Below are 18,313 nucleotides of genomic sequence, written 5' to 3' on the forward strand. Positions count from 1 at the left end.
TCGTGAGACGATCTATAACGCGATCTATGCCTTGCCGGTCGGCGAGTTGCGCAAGGAGCTGATCGTCTGCCTGCGCCAAGGCAAGACGACGCGCCGGCCGCGCTCTGGTGGCGTGGATCGGCGCGGCCAGATCCCTGAGATGGTCAGCATTCATGTTCGCCCGCCAGAGATCGAAGACCGGCTGATGCCGGGGCATTGGGAGGGCGACCTGATCAAGGGTAAGGCCAACGCCTCGTCGGTAGGCACGTTGGTGGAGCGCACCAGTGGCTACCTGATGCTGATGAAGATGAACGACGCAACGGCGACCTCGGCGATGGAGGGCTTCAGTGCAGCGCTCAACAGCATGCCGCTGGCGATGCGCAAGAGCATGACCTACGACCAGGGCCGGGAGATGGCGCGGCATGCTGAAATCACCCAGCAGACAGGGGTCGCTATTTACTTCTGCGACCCGCACAGCCCCTGGCAGCGCGGTAGCAACGAAAACATCAACGGCCTGATCCGCCAGTACCTGCCCAAGGGGACTGACTTGTCGGTACACAGTCAAGAGCAATTGAATGCCATCGCCTTGGAGCTGAATATGCGCCCCCGTAAACGCTTCGATTTCAAGTGCCCGATCGAAGTCATGGGCGAGGTGATGCAGGAAGCCATGGCTATGCGGCATCATGCTCCAGCTTCAAATCAATAACCGTGTTGCACTCAGCTTCTGCAACCGCCCAGTTCCTGATTTCCCAATCCTGGGTATCCAAAGTTCTTCAATGCCGGTATCAGATTGTTCAGTTGGCCGCCGAAGCTGCTGTCTATCTGAGATTGAATGTCCTGAACGGCCTCTTTCAGCGCTTGGGCAATCTGTTTGTCAGCCTCATCTGCCGAAGATGAAGAAGCTGTGGCAAAGAGGAGTTCAACAGTCTTGGCGAGTACATCGGACTCGCGGGATGTTATGTCGTCCAGGCCTCTTTGAGCGTTGATGAAGCCGGTTTTGATCAGAGCCTTCAGTGCACTCGGCTGCAACTGACGATTGTTCTCCGCATCATTCGGATCTTCCGCCCATACCCTGACGGCAAAGCTGGTTGGAATACGTTCTCGAAGCGAGCGAAAGAAAGCTATCCTCGTTTCATCGGTCAGGGGGGTATCCGGCTGACCCGAGAAAAATTGGGCGAGCTGTCCATCCTTCAACTCGTAGCGGACTACAGCGAGTACCTCATTACAGTCGGGGTCGAGGTCGATAACGAATGGACTGAGAGGCCCCAACTGTGGCTGAGCAGGGTCATATTCAAACGTCAAACGCAACTCGATGAACGGAATCAGAGCCCTGACTACATCGTCATCTTGGCCATTATTATGAGCTTCCAGTGCCGTGCAGAACCTGTCGTAGCAGGCACTGGAGAAATCTTCGAGTTGAAATGCTGCGCTGCCTTCGGCTAGTAGTCGCCGTATGATCTCGGACAGTGAAGTTTTGCCACTGTTGTTTCGCCCCACGACAACAGTAGTCAAATCCTCCAGAGCAAGCTGCACGTCTGCGAGTAACCGGAAGTTCTTGATCTTTGCATGACGCAGCTTCATCTGTATTCCCCTAGGCTATTGGCGTGTCGGGTTACGTCAGGCTTCTCTGGCTCTAGCTGGCAACCCTTTGTTTTAACCCCCAAGTTTAGTAGCTAGTGTACGTAACTACAGGTATTTCTTGAAGCTTCCGGCCGCGATGTCCACGACCACGCCCAGCAGCACGGCACTCGGCAAGAGAATCAGGATCGGGCTCACGCTGATCGGCAGCGCCAGGTAGACCGCCCACGGCAGTACCACCAGGGGCATCAAGGCCGCCTTGGCGCGGTGATAGACGAAGCCGGATTCGCGCCCCGCGCCGAAGCGGCGGATGTCACGGCGTACCAAGCCGTCCACGAGGCCCGTGAAAGCCGCCATGAGGAACAGTGGCAGCATCAGGCACAGCACCAGCAGGCGCACGAGGAACACCAGCACCGTGTACGCCGCCGCGATCAGATAGCTTTCCAGGTGGACATAGACCTGGCTCAGGTAGTACCGGAAATCCCTGGTCTGACCGTGGCTGCCGGCGCTGGCCTGCGCGGAGGCGTTCTGCACCCACTCCAGCAGCCCGGTCTTGAGGAAGACCCATTCATACGCCCACTCGACAATCCGATGGGCGGTGCGCCCCGGTTCCTGCACCACCACGCTGCGCGTGAAGTAGGTCGATAGCTGGTCCAGCTCGTAGGCCACCATGTCCTGCGCATGACGCCATCCCTGTTCCGGCCAGAACAGGTGCATGCCGATCCATTCGATCAGGATGCACAGCAGCAGCGACCCACAAAGCACGCCGAAGAAGCGAAACGGCAAGGTGACAAGGCTGGCGAGAAAACCTCTCTGGCGTACCTGTTGGCGTTGCGCCGCGACGGCCGGATCGCTCATGCCCTTCCATCCTCGGCAGTATCGGCGAAGGCCATTTGCTTGAAGTCGTCGAGCAGGTCTGCCGGCAGCGCTTCGTGCTGCAGCGCCGGCAGGCCCTGGCTTTCCCACCAGTCGCCGGCATCGACGTAGTGCTGACGCATGTAGCCGGCCAGCTCCTGCAAGTCCTTGGGCATGGCCTCGTCGGCGTCGGGCGCGGGCAGCGGCATGCGGATCTTCCACAGGTTGCCGCCTTCGAGCAGCGCGAAAGCCTGCCCCTTGGGCAGATTGACCACGTGCGGCGGTTCGATCAGCGGCACGCTGGTGGTGGTGACGCGGTCCTGCGTGTTGGACGTGAACGCAGTGTGCCCCTGGGGATCGGAGGTATCCGTCGCGCCGCTGACAATCGAGGTGGTGTATACCTCGACCTTGGGCAACTGCCGGGTCAGCAGCTCGGCGGTGATCGTCTCCCGCACGCGCAACATGAACAGGTTGTTGAAGTTGCCGATGACCTGGCCGGCCTTGGCGCGGTTGCCGATGCGCGCCTCGATGTCGCTGAGTGTTTGCGTGTACGCCGTGACCTGCATACCAGCGCCGCCACCCTTGTTCACCATGGGGATGAATTCATCGCCCATCAATTCGTTGAACTCGTCGGCATGCACGTTGATCGGCACCTTGGCGCCGGTTGAGGCGCCGGTTGAGGCGCCGGGCAGGCCGTCGTCGATGCCGAACTTGTAGATGTGTCCGGCGACCGATACCAGGTCGGAGAACATCGAGTTGCCCACGGCCGCCGCGACCTCGGCGTCCGACAGCGCATCCAGGCCCACGTAGACCACCGCGCGTTTGCGGATGATCTGCAACCAATCGAAGATCGGCCGCGGATCATCGAGATCGGCATAGTTCGGCGCCAGCAGTTGCGCGATCTTGCCGGTGGTCAGCTTCTCCAGCAGCGGCAGCAGCGAGGCGACGATCTTGTCGAAGTAGGTGCGGTCGTAGCGCACCGCCGAGCGCAGGCCGTCGAGCACCGGGTCGTAGACGCGCACCTGCGACAGATACTGCTCGATCGCCACCACGCGCTTCTCCCGTCCGATCATGTGGCGAGGAATGTTCTTGTCGTTCAGCCTGCCTTCGAGCTGGACGATGACCTCCCAGACTTTCGGTTCGGCCTTGGCGAAAAAGTGCTGCGCGTACTCGATGAACAGCGCATCGATGTTGATGACGTGGCGCTGGATCAGCAGATAGTCGGGGCGTCGTCCCAACTCCACCAACGCGCGCGCGATGATGTTCACGAAACGCCAGGCGAACTCGCGAAACGCCGCGCTGTTGCCTTCGCCGGAGAGCTGGCCGGCGATGCGCGTGGCGACCTCCGAAATTCGTCCGAAGCGGCCCACCGCGTTGTAGCGCGCGGAGATGTCCGGCCAGCCGAGATGAAAGCAATAGAACTCCCCTGCGCGTCCGGCGCGCTGGGCCTCCACGTACATCCTTTTCAACAGGTCCGCATCACCTTTCGGATCGAAGACGATCACGACCTCGTGCTCGCCATTGACCTTGCGGCGGATGTCCTGGGTGATGAACAGTTCGGCCAACCGGGTTTTGCCGACACGGGTGGTGCCGAGCACCAGCGTGTGGCCGACACGCTCGCCCAGCGGCAGCGACACATCGACCTCGTGCGGTTCGATGCCGTGCAACCGTGGCAGGCCGCCGACCGGCGGCAGTGGCCGCGCCGGGTTCAACGGGTTGTCCCACGCCGTCACGCGGGTCAGCAGAGGCAGCGGGAAAGGCGCGAACTCCAATCGCTCCTCCAGCCGGCGCACGGATCGGTAGAGCGGTGTTAGCTCGACGTAGCGGCGAAACTCCGGCCGGTAGGTCTGCATCAGCCTGTGGGTGTGGCGCTGATCCCAGCGAAAACCCCGGCCCACGAACAGCCGCTGCTGGCTCACCGGCACGTCGCGGCTGGCCATCACGTAGCGCGGTATGCGGCGAATGTTGCGGCGATAGCGCAGGATCGCCCAGGCTTCATAGAAGCGGATGGTGCCGAAGGTCAGAAAGGCCAGCGCACCGGCCAGGCCCACCAGTGGGCTCAGTGCCAGCGACCAGGGGGCGGCGAGGCAGAGAACGGCGGCGCCGAGGCAGACCGCGACGGTGTAAAGCTCGACCGCCGGACGCAGCAGGACTTCCACCGAATGCGGCTGGGCCATATCACTGCTCGATCCCCGTGGCGGTGATGAGCACGGGGTAGTGGCGGATGCCAAGCCGTCGGGCCAGGTCGTCGGCGGAGATCGGGGACAGGATCAGTTCCGGCGCCAGGCGTCGCAGGGCATCCAGCGTGACCTGGGACTCGACGTTGACCACGAGGCCGACCGCGCCGAGTTCGTGCAAGACTTCCACGCGCAGACGCAGCCAGGCGCGTGAGCGTTCGTCATCACCGACGAGGAACAGCGGGCGCAACCCCTGCGCCTCGATCACCCGACGCTCCACCGTGCCCGGCGTCAACAGCGTCGAGCGCACTGGCAGCATGTCGGCCTCGCCGTGACGTTCCCCCGGCAGCGGCGGCACCTCGATATGCGGTGGCGGTAGTGCCTGGCGAGGGTTTCGGGGCTGGAGGTTCAGCGCCTGGTAGTAGGGCAAGGCGGACGCGCCGCCGCGATCCTCGACGACGATAAGGGTCTGGTCGGCGGCATGGGCGGTGAGGGCCAGCAGACCCAGCAGCGGCAGTACGCACAGGCGGATGTTCATGGTCGATGACTCCTCGATGCGATGGACGGAACCGGGCTGCCCTGCACACGCGCCAGATGTTTTTGAACGCTGCGGCGGTAGCGGGCTGCCGGTGCGCCACCGGCGGGGCGGTGATAGCGGCCGATGGAGAGCAGCCAGTCATCGCCGGGCCTGTGGTGTTCGCGCAGGATCGCGGCGGCGACCGCGAGATTCCGGTACGGGTCCAGCAGTTCGCAGGGGTGATCGAAACGGTGCGCCTGGTAGCCGAGGTTGATCTGCCCCAGACCAACGTCGATGCGCGTTGCCGGCACCTCCCGCAGCACGCGCCGCAGGTTTGCGCAGGCGGCCTCGCGGGTCTGGAACCGCCGTGCCTGGCCGGCGACATTCAAGGTCCAGGGCCACGGAGTTCGCTGCCCGCGCAGCGCGATGCCGCTTTCCTGCAAGGCCACGGCGTACAACACCGCCGAGGGAATGCCGGCGTCGTGCGCGGCCAGTTGATAGGCCGGCGGCGGAACCTCCCGCGCCAGGACGGGCGCGGTCCAGACAGCGAGGCAGAGCAGGCACAGGACGCCTGCCCGGCAAAGGCTCACTGACGCAGCCATTGCCCGTTGACCTCGCGCACGACGGCCGGCAGCTCGCCCGGCACACCGATCGACAGCCAACGGCCGGCGTCGTGATTCAGGGTGATGGTCCGTGCGCGCACCTTGGCCGGCTCGATACCTGCCTTCGTCGCCCATTGCCGGATGCGCGCATCGTCCTGGCGGCTGCCGACCATGTAGAGATCGAAGGCCGTGCCTGCGGTCTGCAATTGCCGCACGCGCTGTTCGCAGGGCGGGCAGTCGTCCTTGACGAAGACCGCCAGCCGCCCCAGGGCGCCGGACGTGGCGGGAGGGGTGCCGGCATCGGTCAGGACGACGGGCTGAAGCGTGGGATGGAGCCGCTTCCAGGCATCGTCATAGGCACGCTGGTACGCAAGCAGCTTCTCGACGCGGCGGGCCTCCGCCTGCACCTGAAGCTCCGCGTAGCGGCGGCGTTCCTCGTCCGTGCGCGCCTCGATGCCGAGGGCCGTGAAGGGATCGAGACCGGGCGAGTACACACCCAGCGGTCCCTGCATCAACTGGCGGTAGCGCGCCCACTCCTCGGTTTGCAGCCCCCAATCCCGCGCCAGGCGTTCGTCAAGATCGGCGTCGATGGCGGCCCTGTCCCGGCTCTGGACGATGCGGGAGTCGGCGGCGGGCGCGTTCTGCGCGACGGCGACCGCCGAAGCCATCGAAGTGACGGCGACCGCCAGAACGAAACGAACGAACCACGGCTTCACGAAGACCTCCTACGGCACGCTCAAACGCCGTGCCTGTCCGTTGAACAGAAAGGTCGCGGTCCGCCCTTCGAGGGATTCGAGCCGCCAGCCGCTCTCGGTCTCGCCGAGACGCAGCACGCGGACCGCCGCGAGCGAGCGGGAATCGGCGGGCGCGATGGACAGGAAGCGCTCGCCGGCACGCAGTTCGATGTCCAGCAGCCGGAATGGCGGTTCGACGGTCGCGGGCCGTGCGGCCTCGGCCGGGGGCGGACGACGTGCCGGCGCGGCAGCGGGTGGTGGCGGCTGGCGGACTTCCTTCAAGCGCGCTTCGAGCTGATCCAGGCGGCTTTGCAGGTGTGCAATGTCGGTCGTGGCAGGCGGTTCGGTGTCCGCCTGTTCGAGCCGGGCGAGCCGTTCCTCCAGCGCCTGGCGAACCGTGTCGAGGCTGGCCTGGGTCAGCGGTTCCAGCTCGTGCCCGGTGCTGTCCGTCAGCAGTTCCAGTTCGGTGAGGCGGCTATCGAGCAGCGCGACCTCAATGGCCGGCGCGCTGGCTCGCGCGTCCTCGGCCAGGCGGGACAGGGACACGTGATTGACGACGACAGCCGCGCTGACCAGCAGCAGCCAGGTCGCTGCGGCGACTTGCAGCAGGCGGGTGCGGGAAGTCGGATGGAAATCGGGAGGCAGGGTCATGGCAACGGCTCCTGTTCCTGGGTGAAGCACACGCGCCGCGCCACGTCATCGACGTGAAGCTCCCAGGCCGGCCCCGCCAGCGTCAGCAGGGCGTCGCGCAGGAAAAGCGGCCCAAGCCGCAGGTGCGCGGCCGGCAAGGGAAGATGGTGGAGCGGTGCGGCGTCGGGATCGGCTTCGCAAAGGGTGTAGCCGGAACGCAGCAGCACGTAGCCCAGCGCCTCGCCGACCGTCGCGGGCAGGGTCGCCGGCATCGACACGTCGATGACCTGCAACAGCAGGTCTTGCTGGGCGGCCTCCGGGACCAGCTCCACCAGCGTGTAGCGCCCATACCGAACGATGGGAATCCAGCCGTCCGGCACGGGCCGGGCTTGTGTTTCCGGCTCCGGTTCGATGACGGGTGGCGCGACGGATGATGTGGCGCATCCGGCGGTCAGGGCGGCGGCGATCAGGCCGGCGGCAAGCGCGGCGTTTCCGGCCGGGTATGGGCGGCGAATGGATAGCATGCGGCGGCTCCCAGGGGCTTCGTGATGCCACCTTCGCAGGGGAAGGCCGTCGCATCAGCGAACAAAGGGAACTGCGGGCCGCCCGATTTTTCGACTGCCAGGTATCGCGGGGCCGATCACGCACCGGCCCGACAGAAAAGAAAACGGCCCCCGAAGGGGCCGCCAAAAATCGAGCGATGCTCAATGTACCAACTGCCGTGCCAGTGCCACTTCCACCGAGTCGCCGTCCTGATTGAGAACGTCCAACCCGGATTCCGGCACGTCTCCCGACGTGCTCTGCGACACCGTGATCTTCTTGGCCATCAGCCCCAGGCAAGTCATCTGCGAGGTGGCCGCGTAGCCGAGGTAGATCACCCGGACCGGCTGCTTCTGCCCGATACGCCAGGAACGGCGCGCAGCCTGCTGCAGCGAGTACACGTTGTAGCCCGACTGCATGAACACGATGGTCGGAAACTCCAACAGGTCCAGGCCGGTTTTCACCAGTTCGGGGTTGGTGATGAGCACGTCGATGCCGCGATCCAACTGCTCGGCGATCCAGTCTTCCCGGCGGGAGGCATCCACGCTCGCGCGCAGTACCGCCACCTTGAAGCCTTCCTGCTCCAGCAGCACCTTCAAGCGCGATGTGGTGTCGCGCGTGCCGGTATAGACGCTGTAGACCAGCACCTTGCGTCCCGCCGCTTTTTCCTCGCGGCAGATGTCGATCAGTTCCCGCTCCTTCGGCATGACCTCCAGATCGGTGAACAGCGACGGCGTGAACGCCAGCAGATTGCGGGTGCGCGGATGCTTGACCGTCTCGGATCGAAAGCACGTGTCCGGCCAGGCCAGCAGCACGTTGAGGACCACACCCAGCAGCGTCGTGTCGCGGCGCGCCAGCGCCTGCTTCAACTCGGCGGTCAGTTGCCCCGCCAGGCGTCCATAGGCCTGCGCCTGCTCCGCGTCCATCGCCACTTCGCGGAACTCCTCGTCGTAGGGCGGCAGCACATTGCCACCGATGTCCTTCAACTTGAGGAAGACCGTGAACGGCAATACGCAGCGCAGCACGCCCTTGGGACCAAAGCCGGGGGCCTTCACGGTTCGCACCGTGATCTTGCTGCCCTTGGCGGTCTTGTGGGCCGAGCCGTTGCTCTCGGAGTAGATGTCCTTGAGCACGCCGTGATCGCGCATGAACGCCATCGCGGCCGGCGTCAGACTGCCTTGCTTGCTCGGCCGGTAGCCGTCTTCGATCATTCGCCCCGGCAGGGCGCGGAACAGCAGGTAGAACAGGTCGTCGCCGTAACCGCCCATCAAGGTGCCGGTCAGCAGCAGCGTCTTGCGCGCCTTGGAGGCCAAGACCCCCATCGCCTGCCCCTGGGCGGAACCCGCGTTCTTGTACTCGTGCGCCTCGTCGGCGATGAGCAGGTCGAACGTGCCTTGCGGCAGGTAGCGTTTGACGTATTCCGAAGGCTGATACCCACCTTCGCCGAAGCCGAACTCCATCGAGGCCATCGCACGTTCCATGCGCTGGGCCTGCCGGTCGGAAAACACCAGCTCGCCGTTGTCGTCCATGAGATTGATGAACTCGTACAGGTTGTCGCCCAGCATCGAAGCCAGGAACGACTCGCCGAACTTCTTCATCAGCTTCTGCGCCGTGACTTCGCCGATGGTGGGAATACGCTTGAGCGCCTTGAGCACGGCGTGGGACTGGTCGTTGACCGACAGGCGCCGGGGACGGATCAGCGTCCACAGCGTCGAGGCGCAGTGTCCGCACTTGCGGCGGGTTTCCTCCGCTTCGAGTTCCACCGGGTTGATCGGCTCGCCGTCCAGGTCGGTGATGACATGGCCGCAATGCGGGCACGCCCCCACGTCGCCGTGACGGGTACGCCAACGCACGAACACCGGCTTCCAGTGAAAGCCCATGCGCATCCGCACACGGCCGAGGACGAAGAACTCCTGCCCCTGGGGTGGTACGCCCAACTGCTCGCGCAGTTTCAGCAGCTTGACCAGCGTGTCCGGGCCGTTGAGCACCCAGACCTTGGCACCGGCCACCGTCTCCTGGATTTCGCGCCGCCACTTGTAGACCAGGTGGGGTGGCGAGAGCACCAGGGTGCGGCGGTAGCCTTCGGCGTTGAGCACGGCGGCCGTGGCGATGCCGACGGTCGTCTTGCCGCAGCCCATCTCGCCGTTGACGATCGCGGCGCGTTCGCCACGATCGACCAGCAGCTCGGTGACGGCATGGACGACTTCGGCCTGGGCGGGAAACAACTTCCGCTTCAGGCCGGCCAGGATGGTCTGGCGATGCGCCCGTGCCTGCCCAGCGTAGACGGGCGGGTTGGCGCGGTTGAGAGAATCGAGCAACTCGTCGCCGAACTCCGATACGAAGTCCTGCAAGCTGATCGTGAGTGGAGAAGCCGCCGCTTCCAGCAGGTCGCCCCGCACGGCGGTATCGGGAACAGTTTCAAGATCGAGGGACATGGTGATGCTCCAAAAAAAATGGGGCATGCACCTCCCCCGATGGGGCGATGACATGCCCCAGGGGTGGGAAGAAACGCGACGTTCAAGCGCCGCGGTGAAAACAGATCAATACTCGCTGGGCAACAGCAGCGTGGTTACGCTGCGATCCCACTCGGTGATGATCCAGATCTTCAGGTCGGAAGTGACTTGGTAGGACGAGAACAATCGATCCTCGCCGAACTTCAAAGCGGCATCGTTCTGCCGCCTGTCGTCGTCGCAGAGATCGCCCCAATCGCCATCGAGATGGCGCTGGAGATAGGGTCCGGGGTTGAACACACCCCGTTGAACAAGGTCATTCACGCCTGCGGTCATGAGCAATTTTCCGGCCCGAAAGCGTGGTTGAGACAGAACTGCGAGTGCCATGGTGACTACCTCTCAAGAAAAAGGGGCCACGGCACCCCACAGGGGCGACATGACCCCGGTGGGTGGATGAAAACGACGGCGAACCGTCAAGGAACAACGATCAGCGAATGGTCAGTACCTGGCCCCATGTGGGAGAGCCAAGGGTCATGTCCCACGCCCTGATGACAGGCACGAACCTGTCGGTGAGGATGCGCGTCTCGGCCACGGAGCCATCGTCACGCTCGGTGTATTCCGTCTGGTGAGACTTCTCCTTGTGGGTATCACCTTTGACGACGAGCGTGCGGCCGTTCTTCGATTGCACGACGCCTGAAACCGCGCCTGCGGCCAAAGCCAGGGCGAGATGCCAGTGCGACAGGGCGCGCGCCGGGGGCCGTGGCAATTGCTGCGCGGCGCCCAGGTGCGTGTCGATTGACGGCCACAGCCCTTGCAGGCGCTGTACCTCGTCGGCGAATTGCTCGGGTTCGAGCGTGACGCGATAGAAGTGCTCCGGTTCGACGGGAGACGCCGGAACCGTGTAAGGCTGGAACGGCCATTCGCAGGGCAATTCCTCGGCTTCGATGTCGCCTTGCCCGACTTGCAGCAAAAGGCTGCGCGCCGTCTTGGCGTCCTCCGGCACCTGCTCGCGCTGACGCACGCGCCGGCCGAAGATCACCACCTGCTTGAACTGCACGTCCACCGCACGGTAGATGCGCAGGTCGGCGAAGTGGCGGGTCAGCCAACCGACGAACTCGGCATCGAGTACATAGGCCGGGATGATGAGCACCAGCACACCGTGGTACTGCAACAGCGGCAGGCTGCGCTGATAGAACAGCTTTTCCAGCCGTGCGCGGCCCTGACCCTGGTAGCCGATGTTGCCATCGACGCCCCGCGTCAGGTCGCCATAGGGCGGATTGAGCCACAGCAGTCCGAAGGACTGGCGGGAAATCAGCGAGTCCATCAGGTCGCCATGCAGACAACGATCGACGAGTCTGCGCGCATGGGTGGCGCGCTCCGCGTCGTACTCGACGGCAAATGCCTTCACCTGTTCGCGCCCGAGGGCATGAGCGGCTTCGGCGATCGCCACGCCTTCGCCGGCGCAGGGATCGAGGATGCACATGGCGCCGGATGAGGGTGCCAGCGCGGTCAGGGCTCTTTCCAACGTGGGTTCGTCTGTCGGGAAGTAGCCGTTCTTGATGAAGTTGCGCGCAAGGCGCGGAAACATGAGAGCCATGGGAATCTCCTGTGAAGAAGTGGGATGAAAGCGGGGCACGCGCGACGCACATGCCCGTGTGGTGAGCGTCAGGCCACCCGCCGCAGCGGTTTGCCCGAGGCCAGCTCGACCTGCGAAACACCAAGGGTGCCGTTGCGGATCAGTTCGCCCAGCGCCGTGGTCAGCGCCGGAACGTCCAGGGCCAGCCGATGGCCTTCCAGCGGCCCGAGGGCGAACGGAAGGCGCGTCAGCATGTCCCGTGATTGCAGCAGCTCCAGCACGGCATCGCGCCAGTGATCGAGCAGCGGCAGGGGGCAGGTCTCCCGCACCAGCGCCCATAGGCGTTCGGTGTGGTCGGTCACTGTCCTGGGCAGTAGCGCCAATGCGCTGGCGTTGGCCTTGTCGGGCTTCACGCAGCGCTTGTCGAACAGCCACAGATGAGACATGGAACCGAACAGCGTGCGCCGGAAGGCGCGCGTGGTGCGCTTCTCCAGGTTGTCGGTGTTGCCGACAAAGACCGGAATCGACGCCTGATCGGTGACGAGATGGAACTGGTCCAGTCCCTGTTCGGACCGACCGAGGGTCAGGCGAGCCAGGAACTCCTGGATGGCTGTATCGCGCGCCCAGACGGACAGGAAGATGAGGTTGCCGTGCTCATCGCCGATGCAGCCGTCGGCCATGAGGTCGGGGCATTCGTCGATGGGATAGAGCACACTGGATGATGTGGATGCAGGCATGGTGATGTCCTCGAAGAAAACAGAGGCAGCACCACCCGCGAGGGCAGTCACTGCCCCAGGGGGATGGAAGGAAACGCCGTAGGCGTCTTGGCAAAGAGAACGACCAGTGCGTCGCAACGCACCGTAGCCTTGAAGGTCTAGGCTACCTGGGCATGTTGTCGGCAACGCCGACGGACATGGGAAGTAGCCTGCTTCAACAGGCCGGTGAGCGGGAGCGAAAAACCGCCACGCGACGCCACCCTGTTTGCAAAGGGGCTCCGAAGGGGCGTCCGCCGAACAAAAAAAGCGGACCATGCCGACATGGGCATGATCCGCTTGATGGTCAGGCTTTCAACTGACGCAGACCTTCCGCCAGCAGCCACAGCGCCCGGTTCAGCCGGACGTTCTGGTCGATGCCTTGAACGGGCCGCGTGCGTTGCTGGCGCCCGTTTGCGGTACGGCCGGTCAGGCCGCCTTTGACGAGGTTCTCCTGCACTCGATTGAAGGTGGACCACAGGTCCGAACGGTTGTCGTCGAAACGACGTGGCCGCAGAACCTGATTCTCCGTGATCGGCAAGGTCTTGCCGGGATCGTCGTACTTGAGAGTCAACGCCGATCTGGCGAAGACCTCGGCCTCACCGTCGTCGAGTGTGATGGCACGCATGGCGTCGCGCGAGTGTTGCACCTGCTCGAAACCCTGCAAGATCTCATAGGCGCCTTCGATGACGTGATCGGTGACGTTGCCCTTGTGAGGAACGCGGACGTCGGCGAAGGTGTCGCCGCACACCAGGCCGTTCTGGCAGACGAAGCGGAACATGCCCGCCAGCATCTGATAGCTGCTGGTGCCGTCGTGCGAGTTGAGCAGGATGATCTCGCTCGCCTCGGTGCCATTGATCTGGCTCGCATGACGAAGCCGCAGCATGTGCTTGGTGTAGTCACGCCGATCCTCGTGGCGCACACGTGTCTGGCACACCATGAACGGTTGGGAACCCTCTCTGCGCAGCTCCGTCAACACGGCCGCAGTCGGGATGTAGCTGTAGCGCTGGGAACGGCTTTCGTGCGGGGTCTCCGCGAAGATGGATGGGGCGACGGTGCGGATCTGATCATCCGACAACGGGTGATCCGAACGCAGCACCGGAGAACGATAAGAAAAGCGGGATGCGAGTTTCATGACTATCTCCTTTTGAGGATTGGAGCAATCGGCATCGAGAGGCCAAAAGCCGGATGCGTGCGATTGCATGGGACAAAGAAAGGCCCTGCGGGGCAGGGCCTGGGTGGGTCAGGTAAAGAGGAATGCAGCCCCGTGAAGAAGGGCCTGCGGATCATTCCGGCTCGAATTGCCGGCTGTAGGGGTTGAAGCGAAGCGCTTCGCTCCCCTTGAGGATCGGTGTGAAACCGTCTAGGTAGAGGTTGGCGAGGTACTGGTTGCGGTAGGTCAACGCCTGCCGTGCCTGTTCCTCGGTGAGACCGTCGCTGATGAAGTGATCGAGCAGTTCCTCGTCGGAAGAAACTTCGTTGTTGGACAACTGATCTTCGACGAGACGCAGCAACGACGCCGGGAGAGAGGCCAGGATCGGGTCCATGACGTACCTCCCGTGCTCAGGCCACTGACGCCGGCATGCGCCGACGTGCGTGATGGGCGAGCACGCCTTCCCGCCACTCGGGGGATTGCACCGGCGCCATGTCGAGATAGCGCAACGGGCACGAGTAGTAGTAGGGGTGCATGGATTCATCCAGGGGCTTGTGGCCCCATTCGCCACCCGAGCCTTGCAGCAGGTCGCAACGGATGACGTTGATGGAATCGCCGGCAGCGAGCTTCATGAATCCCGACTGCTTGGCGGTGATGCGCACCACGGACCACAGCACGTTGCCGCGTAGGGCGTGGGCGATGACCTCCGAGCGAGCGCTTTCGCTCTCCTGCGGTTCGATCAGTTCGCGGATCAGTTGGTCGCGGGTTTGCCGCGAGAAATACCAGCCCATGGGAGTTCTCCTGTGAAAAGCCGGAGCACTCCCCCGACGGGGGAAATACCCCGGCGGGTGGTTGGAACGTCGCGGGAAGCGACGGAGGGATCAGGCGGAGGCGATATGCCAGTCCTGGGACAGCGGCGCGAACTCGTAGCCCAAGGCACCAAGACGGTCCCGTTGCTGACGCAACAGGCGGCGATCGACGGTGGCATCGAGCTTGACGATCTCGCCCAGCGGCCAGAGAGCGCCGAACAGCGTGGCGTCATCGTCCTGCGTCACCGGCTTGGAGGCCGGCTTGGCGGGAACGTCGGCGCCGAACGGCGTGGTATCGACCAGGGGATCGCTGGACGTTGCCGCCTTCGCTTCGGCAGGTGCCGAAGTGGACGGGACTGGCGTCTGCGCTTCCTCGTCGATCGGATCGACTTCCTGCGGACTCAGCCGGTTGGCTTCATCGCGGCTCAGGTGGTCGATGTTCGATAAGGTCATTCCGCCCAGGTGCGCGCGGATCTCGATGACCATGCGGCCGCTGGTGTTGTACGTCGAAGGACGAATCTCGGTGATGACGAAATCGCCCTCGTACTTGCCTTCGCGGTACTGATCCAGCTCGGCGTTCTTGATGACGAACTCGCCGATGGAGGTGGCGAGGCGGCCGACGTTGAAGTCGCCGTTCCTGCCGTGGATGGTCTTGATGGCCAATTGGCCGGGAAGCGTAATCATGGGTCAGCTCCTTACGATGAGGTCACGAGACGCCGACTGGAAAGACCGGCGGTTCGTTGGATGGAAAGGAAGCAAGGCCCCGGTGAGGGGGCCTTGTGGGTTCAGAACGACTCGGCCAACGCCGGTACTTCGGCTGCTTCGTCGTCGGAAACCGTCTCGGATGCGGGTGCATCCTGGGCAGTGGGTTCGCTCGAAACGCTGGGCGCTTCGTCGCGAGCCGTTTCCTCGGAGGCCTTGGGTTCGGCCTTGTAGACGAGCTGGCCATCGACCTTGATCCAGCTCACGAAGAGCAGGCGGGCCTTCAGGCTGACGCTCTGTTCGCCGACACGCTTCCCCTTGCTGTAGGTGAAGAGGTCGGTCCACAGATCGCCCAGGCGAAAGCCGATCAGCACTTTGCGTTCGGCCTCGACGGCGGGGACGCAACGGCGGATCAGGTGCTGCGCTTCGCTGCCGGATACGCGCACGTCGAAACGGCGGTACTCCGGCTTATCGCTGGGACCATTGAGCGCCGCGATGTCGCAGGCCAGGAAGGCATCGCCTTTCTTGGGCTTCACTTCGCGGATGCGATTGAGATACCCGAGGCCGGTGATGTGCAGATCGAAGAAGTTGGACTTTTCGGATGAAGTGGTCATGGTGAATCTCCAGACTTGAGGGACAAGAAGGCGGAGACACACCCACCCCGGCGGGGAGGCATAACCCCCGCGCGGGTTGATGGATCGAACGATCCAGGTACTGCTTGTGCATCCTTCGCCCTAGGAGGGGCGAACGTTCGCGCATGGGATGCTGGTGCGAACTGGATCGGTCACGCGGTCGGAACCGCGTCGTAGCCTCGAAGACCGTGACTACCTGGGCATGTTGCTGACGGATCAGCGGAACATGGCCGCAGCGTGGCATGGCGGCGGCGAACCGGCGACCGTCAATCGGCTTCCGCAGCCATCCCTATTTCTGTGGGGTACAAAGAGAAAGAGCCCCTCGAAGGGGCTCAAGATGGAGGAATCAGTCTTCGTAGACAGGCAGGCCGTCCAGTATCGCGGCGTTCGGATCGAAGACCAGTATGCGCACGTCCGCCATGGCGGCCAAGTGCATCACGTTCAGCAGCGGCGTGGGGACGCACGCATCCGTCTGATCGTTGTGCAGCGCCTGGGTATTGCGGCCATCGACGATTTCGAGATTGGCGTCGGTCCAGGGCGTGGCGATCAACTTCACGCCCACGGCATCGCTGTCGGGAATCCTGAAGGCTTCAAACAACAGGCCGGTGAGCGTGGACGCATCCGCGAGGTCTTCGAGGTACTGCATCGTTTCCTCGGGAAGGTGCCCGGAACTGATCTCCCAGCACCGGCTGTAGTGGCCAGTGTCGAAGGTCAGACGGCGCACCACGTCGCGGGCGGCTTCCTCGGAATAGGTATCGCCGACATGCACCGGCGTTCCGAAGTCGTCCGCCATGACGGCATAGATCACCGTGCGCGCGATGCCATGGTTCCGGCATTGAGCGTCCAGTTCATCCGGCACGGCTTGGCCTTGAGTGATCAAGGTGAAGTCGTCGCAGAAGACACATTCAAAACGCTGGATCTGGTCGTCCCGCAGATGGGACTGCGAGACGTGCAGCGGAAGATAGGTCAGCGGGCAGTCGTCATCGTAGGCGATGGCGATCATTCGCTGAATGGAAAGGCCGTTGTAGCCACGGACAAAGGGATTTGAAACGGGATTGGCAGTGGGGTTCATGATGGTTCTCCAGTAGAGGAAAGGCGGAGCCGATCCCCTGCCGGGGATCGACCCCAGAGGGATGAAAGAAACGGTGCCCGTCACGGATGACGGTCCGCAGGTGCTGTTACCAGCCGGTGTAGTTGAGGATCAGCGCGGCGATGATCTTGCGTCGCTCCAGGTCCAGGCCGCCCAGGTCGGCCAGGCCGTGGACGCCAACGCGCTTGAGCAGCGCACCGCCGTCCTTGGAGTTGTAGAAACTCACCATCGCGGCGAGAAAGACCCTTTCGCCGGAACTCATGGCGCCGATGGTCTTCTTGATGACGGCGACGTTTGGGCACAAGTCCCACTTGTCCACGGCCAGGTTCAGACATTCCTGCGTGCCGTTGCCGAACAGGCCGGGGCCGACCAGTTCGACGCCGCGCTTCCAGGCGTGGAAAAAGGCATCGGGGGCTTTCGAGAAGTGCAGATCGTTGCGCGCGATCTCGTCAAAGATCGCCTGCTCGCTCATCGGATTCATGACGAGGTTCTCCTGATGATAGATGGATGGGGATCACGGGTACTGGCGCTGCATCCATGCGCTGGTTTCCAGGGCATGGCGAGCGGCCTCGTGGCTCGGGAAATACTCGACGGACTCGCGGGAGACGGGGCCGTCGTCGTCGAAGGTGCCGATGTAGTGCCCGGCGGCACTGCACAGCACCTGCAAGGGCAGGCTTTTGCCTACATACGCCAGCGCCAGCAGACCCGAAGGGCCTGTGGGCTTGAGTGCGACAGGATCGAAGGACATGGTGTTCTCCTATGAAGGGATGGGAAGCGCCACATCCCGACGGGATGAAGCGGATTCCCGTGGGGTGGAACGAAGCATCGTCGCCAGGACATGGCGATCGTCCGCAGGAGCGATGCGAAGCGGACTGGATCGGTCAACGCGGAAGAACCGCGCCGTAGCTTTGAAGACCGAAGCTGCCTGGGCATGGTGCTGACGGAGGTCAGCGCGCATGGGGTGTAGGTTCGGAGGCTTGGCGTGCATTGGCGAGCCGAAATCCGCTCGCGGTGATCGCCCGATTGCTTGCCGAGCGTGGTGCGTCGGCGCAGCGAAAGCTGGTGTGAAGGGAAAAGCAGCCGAAGGCGGGAGCCTTCGGCGGGGAGGAATCACCACCCGTGGGCTGTTGCAGGGCGTGGCCGTCGTCAAAGCCTGCCGCTGGTCCAGCAATCTCACCCGACCCGTTTCGTGGCTGGGGCCGGAAACCTCTGGCACACATCCGCGCACAAAGGGAACCCGTTGTTTCGCCGGCGGGCACCGGCACCGAGTACCGTGGACCCGAGGGGTCTCCTGACGATTCGCGCAGCGCCGGAGGGCCGGCAAGTCGTCAGGAGACCCCTCGCGATCAACGGAAGGAACACCGATCAATGAAATGGCGGCGAGCGCCATTCGTGGAGAAACCACCTTCTCGTCCCGTGGCCTGTATCGGCCAGGCGGAACGCGCACACCGTTGCAGAAGGAGACGCGCGCTGGGGAGTCCCACGGGGCGCGGGACGGTTTGCCTCGCCGTCAGTGAAATCCCGGCGCGGCAGAGGT

General features: G+C 63.7%; 21 protein-coding genes. 1 reads left to right on the plus strand and 20 read right to left on the minus strand.

Annotated elements, in window-relative coordinates:
- A partial coding sequence (locus RT21_RS21005) for an IS30 family transposase (protein ID WP_046164288.1) occupies window positions 1-685 on the plus strand: 685 nt, incomplete at its 5' end.
- 11 nt (window positions 686-696) lie between these two features.
- Here RT21_RS21005 and RT21_RS21010 read toward each other — a convergent pair.
- The 20 genes from RT21_RS21010 to RT21_RS21105 all read right to left on the minus strand — a co-directional run bounded on the left by RT21_RS21010 (window position 697) and on the right by RT21_RS21105 (window position 17,524).
- The gene (locus tag RT21_RS21010; RefSeq protein WP_082082204.1) at window positions 697-1,560 is read right to left on the minus strand and encodes an AAA family ATPase; all 864 of its coding nucleotides are present in this window, start codon (window positions 1,558-1,560) and stop codon (window positions 697-699) included.
- Between the two features lie 105 nt (window positions 1,561-1,665).
- Window positions 1,666-2,415: a TIGR03747 family integrating conjugative element membrane protein gene (locus RT21_RS21015; RefSeq protein WP_046164289.1), complete on the minus strand. Its 750-nt coding sequence runs from the start codon at window positions 2,413-2,415 to the stop codon at window positions 1,666-1,668.
- On the minus strand, window positions 2,412-4,589 hold the full coding sequence (traD, locus tag RT21_RS21020; protein ID WP_046164290.1) for a type IV conjugative transfer system coupling protein TraD: 2,178 nt from the start codon (window positions 4,587-4,589) through the stop codon (window positions 2,412-2,414). Before traD ends, RT21_RS21015 begins: the two co-directional genes overlap by 4 nt.
- A gap of 1 nt (window position 4,590) precedes the next feature.
- Entirely contained in the window at window positions 4,591-5,127 is a 537-nt protein-coding gene (locus RT21_RS21025) for an integrating conjugative element protein (protein WP_023464528.1), read from the minus strand.
- Window positions 5,124-5,708 carry a lysozyme family protein gene (locus RT21_RS21030; RefSeq protein WP_046164291.1) on the minus strand — a complete coding sequence of 195 codons (585 nt, stop codon included), beginning with the start codon at window positions 5,706-5,708 and terminating at the stop codon, window positions 5,124-5,126. The genes RT21_RS21025 and RT21_RS21030 overlap by 4 nt, the downstream gene beginning before the upstream one ends.
- A complete protein-coding gene (locus tag RT21_RS21035) occupies window positions 5,693-6,376 on the minus strand; it encodes a TIGR03759 family integrating conjugative element protein (protein ID WP_046164308.1) in 684 nt (227 codons plus the stop codon). Before RT21_RS21035 ends, RT21_RS21030 begins: the two co-directional genes overlap by 16 nt.
- 57 nt (window positions 6,377-6,433) lie before the next feature.
- Window positions 6,434-7,093, minus strand: coding sequence for a hypothetical protein (locus RT21_RS21040; RefSeq protein WP_046164292.1), 660 nt, complete (start codon window positions 7,091-7,093; stop codon window positions 6,434-6,436).
- Window positions 7,090-7,596, minus strand: a complete 507-nt coding sequence (locus RT21_RS21045) for a PFGI-1 class ICE element type IV pilus protein PilL2 (protein ID WP_046164293.1) — start codon at window positions 7,594-7,596, stop codon at window positions 7,090-7,092. Before RT21_RS21045 ends, RT21_RS21040 begins: the two co-directional genes overlap by 4 nt.
- 180 nt (window positions 7,597-7,776) lie before the next feature.
- A complete protein-coding gene (locus RT21_RS21050; RefSeq protein ID WP_033960241.1) occupies window positions 7,777-10,047 on the minus strand; it encodes a DEAD/DEAH box helicase family protein in 2,271 nt (756 codons plus the stop codon).
- A gap of 105 nt (window positions 10,048-10,152) precedes the next feature.
- Window positions 10,153-10,449, minus strand: a complete 297-nt coding sequence (locus tag RT21_RS21055; protein WP_023464534.1) for a hypothetical protein — start codon at window positions 10,447-10,449, stop codon at window positions 10,153-10,155.
- Between the two features lie 100 nt (window positions 10,450-10,549).
- Window positions 10,550-11,659 (minus strand): DUF6094 domain-containing protein, encoded by a 1,110-nt coding sequence (locus RT21_RS21060; RefSeq protein WP_023464535.1) that lies wholly within the window; start codon window positions 11,657-11,659, stop codon window positions 10,550-10,552.
- Between the two features lie 68 nt (window positions 11,660-11,727).
- The gene (locus RT21_RS21065) at window positions 11,728-12,375 is read right to left on the minus strand and encodes a hypothetical protein (RefSeq protein WP_023464536.1); all 648 of its coding nucleotides are present in this window, start codon (window positions 12,373-12,375) and stop codon (window positions 11,728-11,730) included.
- Between the two features lie 322 nt (window positions 12,376-12,697).
- Window positions 12,698-13,525, minus strand: a complete 828-nt coding sequence (locus RT21_RS21070) for a DUF932 domain-containing protein (protein ID WP_023464537.1) — start codon at window positions 13,523-13,525, stop codon at window positions 12,698-12,700.
- A gap of 151 nt (window positions 13,526-13,676) precedes the next feature.
- Window positions 13,677-13,937, minus strand: coding sequence for a hypothetical protein (locus RT21_RS21075; protein ID WP_023464538.1), 261 nt, complete (start codon window positions 13,935-13,937; stop codon window positions 13,677-13,679).
- 16 nt (window positions 13,938-13,953) lie between these two features.
- Entirely contained in the window at window positions 13,954-14,334 is a 381-nt protein-coding gene (locus RT21_RS21080; RefSeq protein ID WP_023464539.1) for a hypothetical protein, read from the minus strand.
- A gap of 90 nt (window positions 14,335-14,424) precedes the next feature.
- Window positions 14,425-15,036: a DUF3275 family protein gene (locus RT21_RS21085; protein WP_023464540.1), complete on the minus strand. Its 612-nt coding sequence runs from the start codon at window positions 15,034-15,036 to the stop codon at window positions 14,425-14,427.
- Between the two features lie 101 nt (window positions 15,037-15,137).
- Entirely contained in the window at window positions 15,138-15,668 is a 531-nt protein-coding gene (locus tag RT21_RS21090) for an STY4534 family ICE replication protein (RefSeq protein WP_023464541.1), read from the minus strand.
- Between the two features lie 364 nt (window positions 15,669-16,032).
- Entirely contained in the window at window positions 16,033-16,758 is a 726-nt protein-coding gene (locus RT21_RS21095; protein WP_023464542.1) for a DUF5983 family protein, read from the minus strand.
- A gap of 106 nt (window positions 16,759-16,864) precedes the next feature.
- Window positions 16,865-17,257, minus strand: coding sequence for a hypothetical protein (locus tag RT21_RS21100; RefSeq protein WP_023464543.1), 393 nt, complete (start codon window positions 17,255-17,257; stop codon window positions 16,865-16,867).
- Window positions 17,258-17,290: 33 nt separating this feature from the next.
- Window positions 17,291-17,524, minus strand: coding sequence for a hypothetical protein (locus RT21_RS21105; RefSeq protein ID WP_046164294.1), 234 nt, complete (start codon window positions 17,522-17,524; stop codon window positions 17,291-17,293).
- Window positions 17,525-18,313 lie beyond the last annotated feature (789 nt).

The sequence above is a fragment of the Pseudomonas sp. 10B238 genome, assembly GCF_000970615.1.
Classification (GTDB): Bacteria; Pseudomonadota; Gammaproteobacteria; order Pseudomonadales; family Pseudomonadaceae; genus Stutzerimonas.

What these genes read in the sequence shown, in the direction of transcription:
- RT21_RS21010 (WP_082082204.1), bottom strand. Translation starts at nt 1,560, where the DNA reads ATGAAGCTGCGTCATGCAAAGATCAAGAACTTCCGGTTACTCGCAGAC.
- RT21_RS21015 (WP_046164289.1), bottom strand. Translation starts at nt 2,415, where the DNA reads ATGAGCGATCCGGCCGTCGCGGCGCAACGCCAACAGGTACGCCAGAGA.
- traD (WP_046164290.1), bottom strand. Translation starts at nt 4,589, where the DNA reads ATGGCCCAGCCGCATTCGGTGGAAGTCCTGCTGCGTCCGGCGGTCGAG.
- RT21_RS21025 (WP_023464528.1), bottom strand. Translation starts at nt 5,127, where the DNA reads ATGAACATCCGCCTGTGCGTACTGCCGCTGCTGGGTCTGCTGGCCCTC.
- RT21_RS21030 (WP_046164291.1), bottom strand. Translation starts at nt 5,708, where the DNA reads ATGGCTGCGTCAGTGAGCCTTTGCCGGGCAGGCGTCCTGTGCCTGCTC.
- RT21_RS21035 (WP_046164308.1), bottom strand. Translation starts at nt 6,376, where the DNA reads ATGGCTTCGGCGGTCGCCGTCGCGCAGAACGCGCCCGCCGCCGACTCC.
- RT21_RS21040 (WP_046164292.1), bottom strand. Translation starts at nt 7,093, where the DNA reads ATGACCCTGCCTCCCGATTTCCATCCGACTTCCCGCACCCGCCTGCTG.
- RT21_RS21045 (WP_046164293.1), bottom strand. Translation starts at nt 7,596, where the DNA reads ATGCTATCCATTCGCCGCCCATACCCGGCCGGAAACGCCGCGCTTGCC.
- RT21_RS21050 (WP_033960241.1), bottom strand. Translation starts at nt 10,047, where the DNA reads ATGTCCCTCGATCTTGAAACTGTTCCCGATACCGCCGTGCGGGGCGAC.
- RT21_RS21055 (WP_023464534.1), bottom strand. Translation starts at nt 10,449, where the DNA reads ATGGCACTCGCAGTTCTGTCTCAACCACGCTTTCGGGCCGGAAAATTG.
- RT21_RS21060 (WP_023464535.1), bottom strand. Translation starts at nt 11,659, where the DNA reads ATGGCTCTCATGTTTCCGCGCCTTGCGCGCAACTTCATCAAGAACGGC.
- RT21_RS21065 (WP_023464536.1), bottom strand. Translation starts at nt 12,375, where the DNA reads ATGCCTGCATCCACATCATCCAGTGTGCTCTATCCCATCGACGAATGC.
- RT21_RS21070 (WP_023464537.1), bottom strand. Translation starts at nt 13,525, where the DNA reads ATGAAACTCGCATCCCGCTTTTCTTATCGTTCTCCGGTGCTGCGTTCG.
- RT21_RS21075 (WP_023464538.1), bottom strand. Translation starts at nt 13,937, where the DNA reads ATGGACCCGATCCTGGCCTCTCTCCCGGCGTCGTTGCTGCGTCTCGTC.
- RT21_RS21080 (WP_023464539.1), bottom strand. Translation starts at nt 14,334, where the DNA reads ATGGGCTGGTATTTCTCGCGGCAAACCCGCGACCAACTGATCCGCGAA.
- RT21_RS21085 (WP_023464540.1), bottom strand. Translation starts at nt 15,036, where the DNA reads ATGATTACGCTTCCCGGCCAATTGGCCATCAAGACCATCCACGGCAGG.
- RT21_RS21090 (WP_023464541.1), bottom strand. Translation starts at nt 15,668, where the DNA reads ATGACCACTTCATCCGAAAAGTCCAACTTCTTCGATCTGCACATCACC.
- RT21_RS21095 (WP_023464542.1), bottom strand. Translation starts at nt 16,758, where the DNA reads ATGAACCCCACTGCCAATCCCGTTTCAAATCCCTTTGTCCGTGGCTAC.
- RT21_RS21100 (WP_023464543.1), bottom strand. Translation starts at nt 17,257, where the DNA reads ATGAATCCGATGAGCGAGCAGGCGATCTTTGACGAGATCGCGCGCAAC.
- RT21_RS21105 (WP_046164294.1), bottom strand. Translation starts at nt 17,524, where the DNA reads ATGTCCTTCGATCCTGTCGCACTCAAGCCCACAGGCCCTTCGGGTCTG.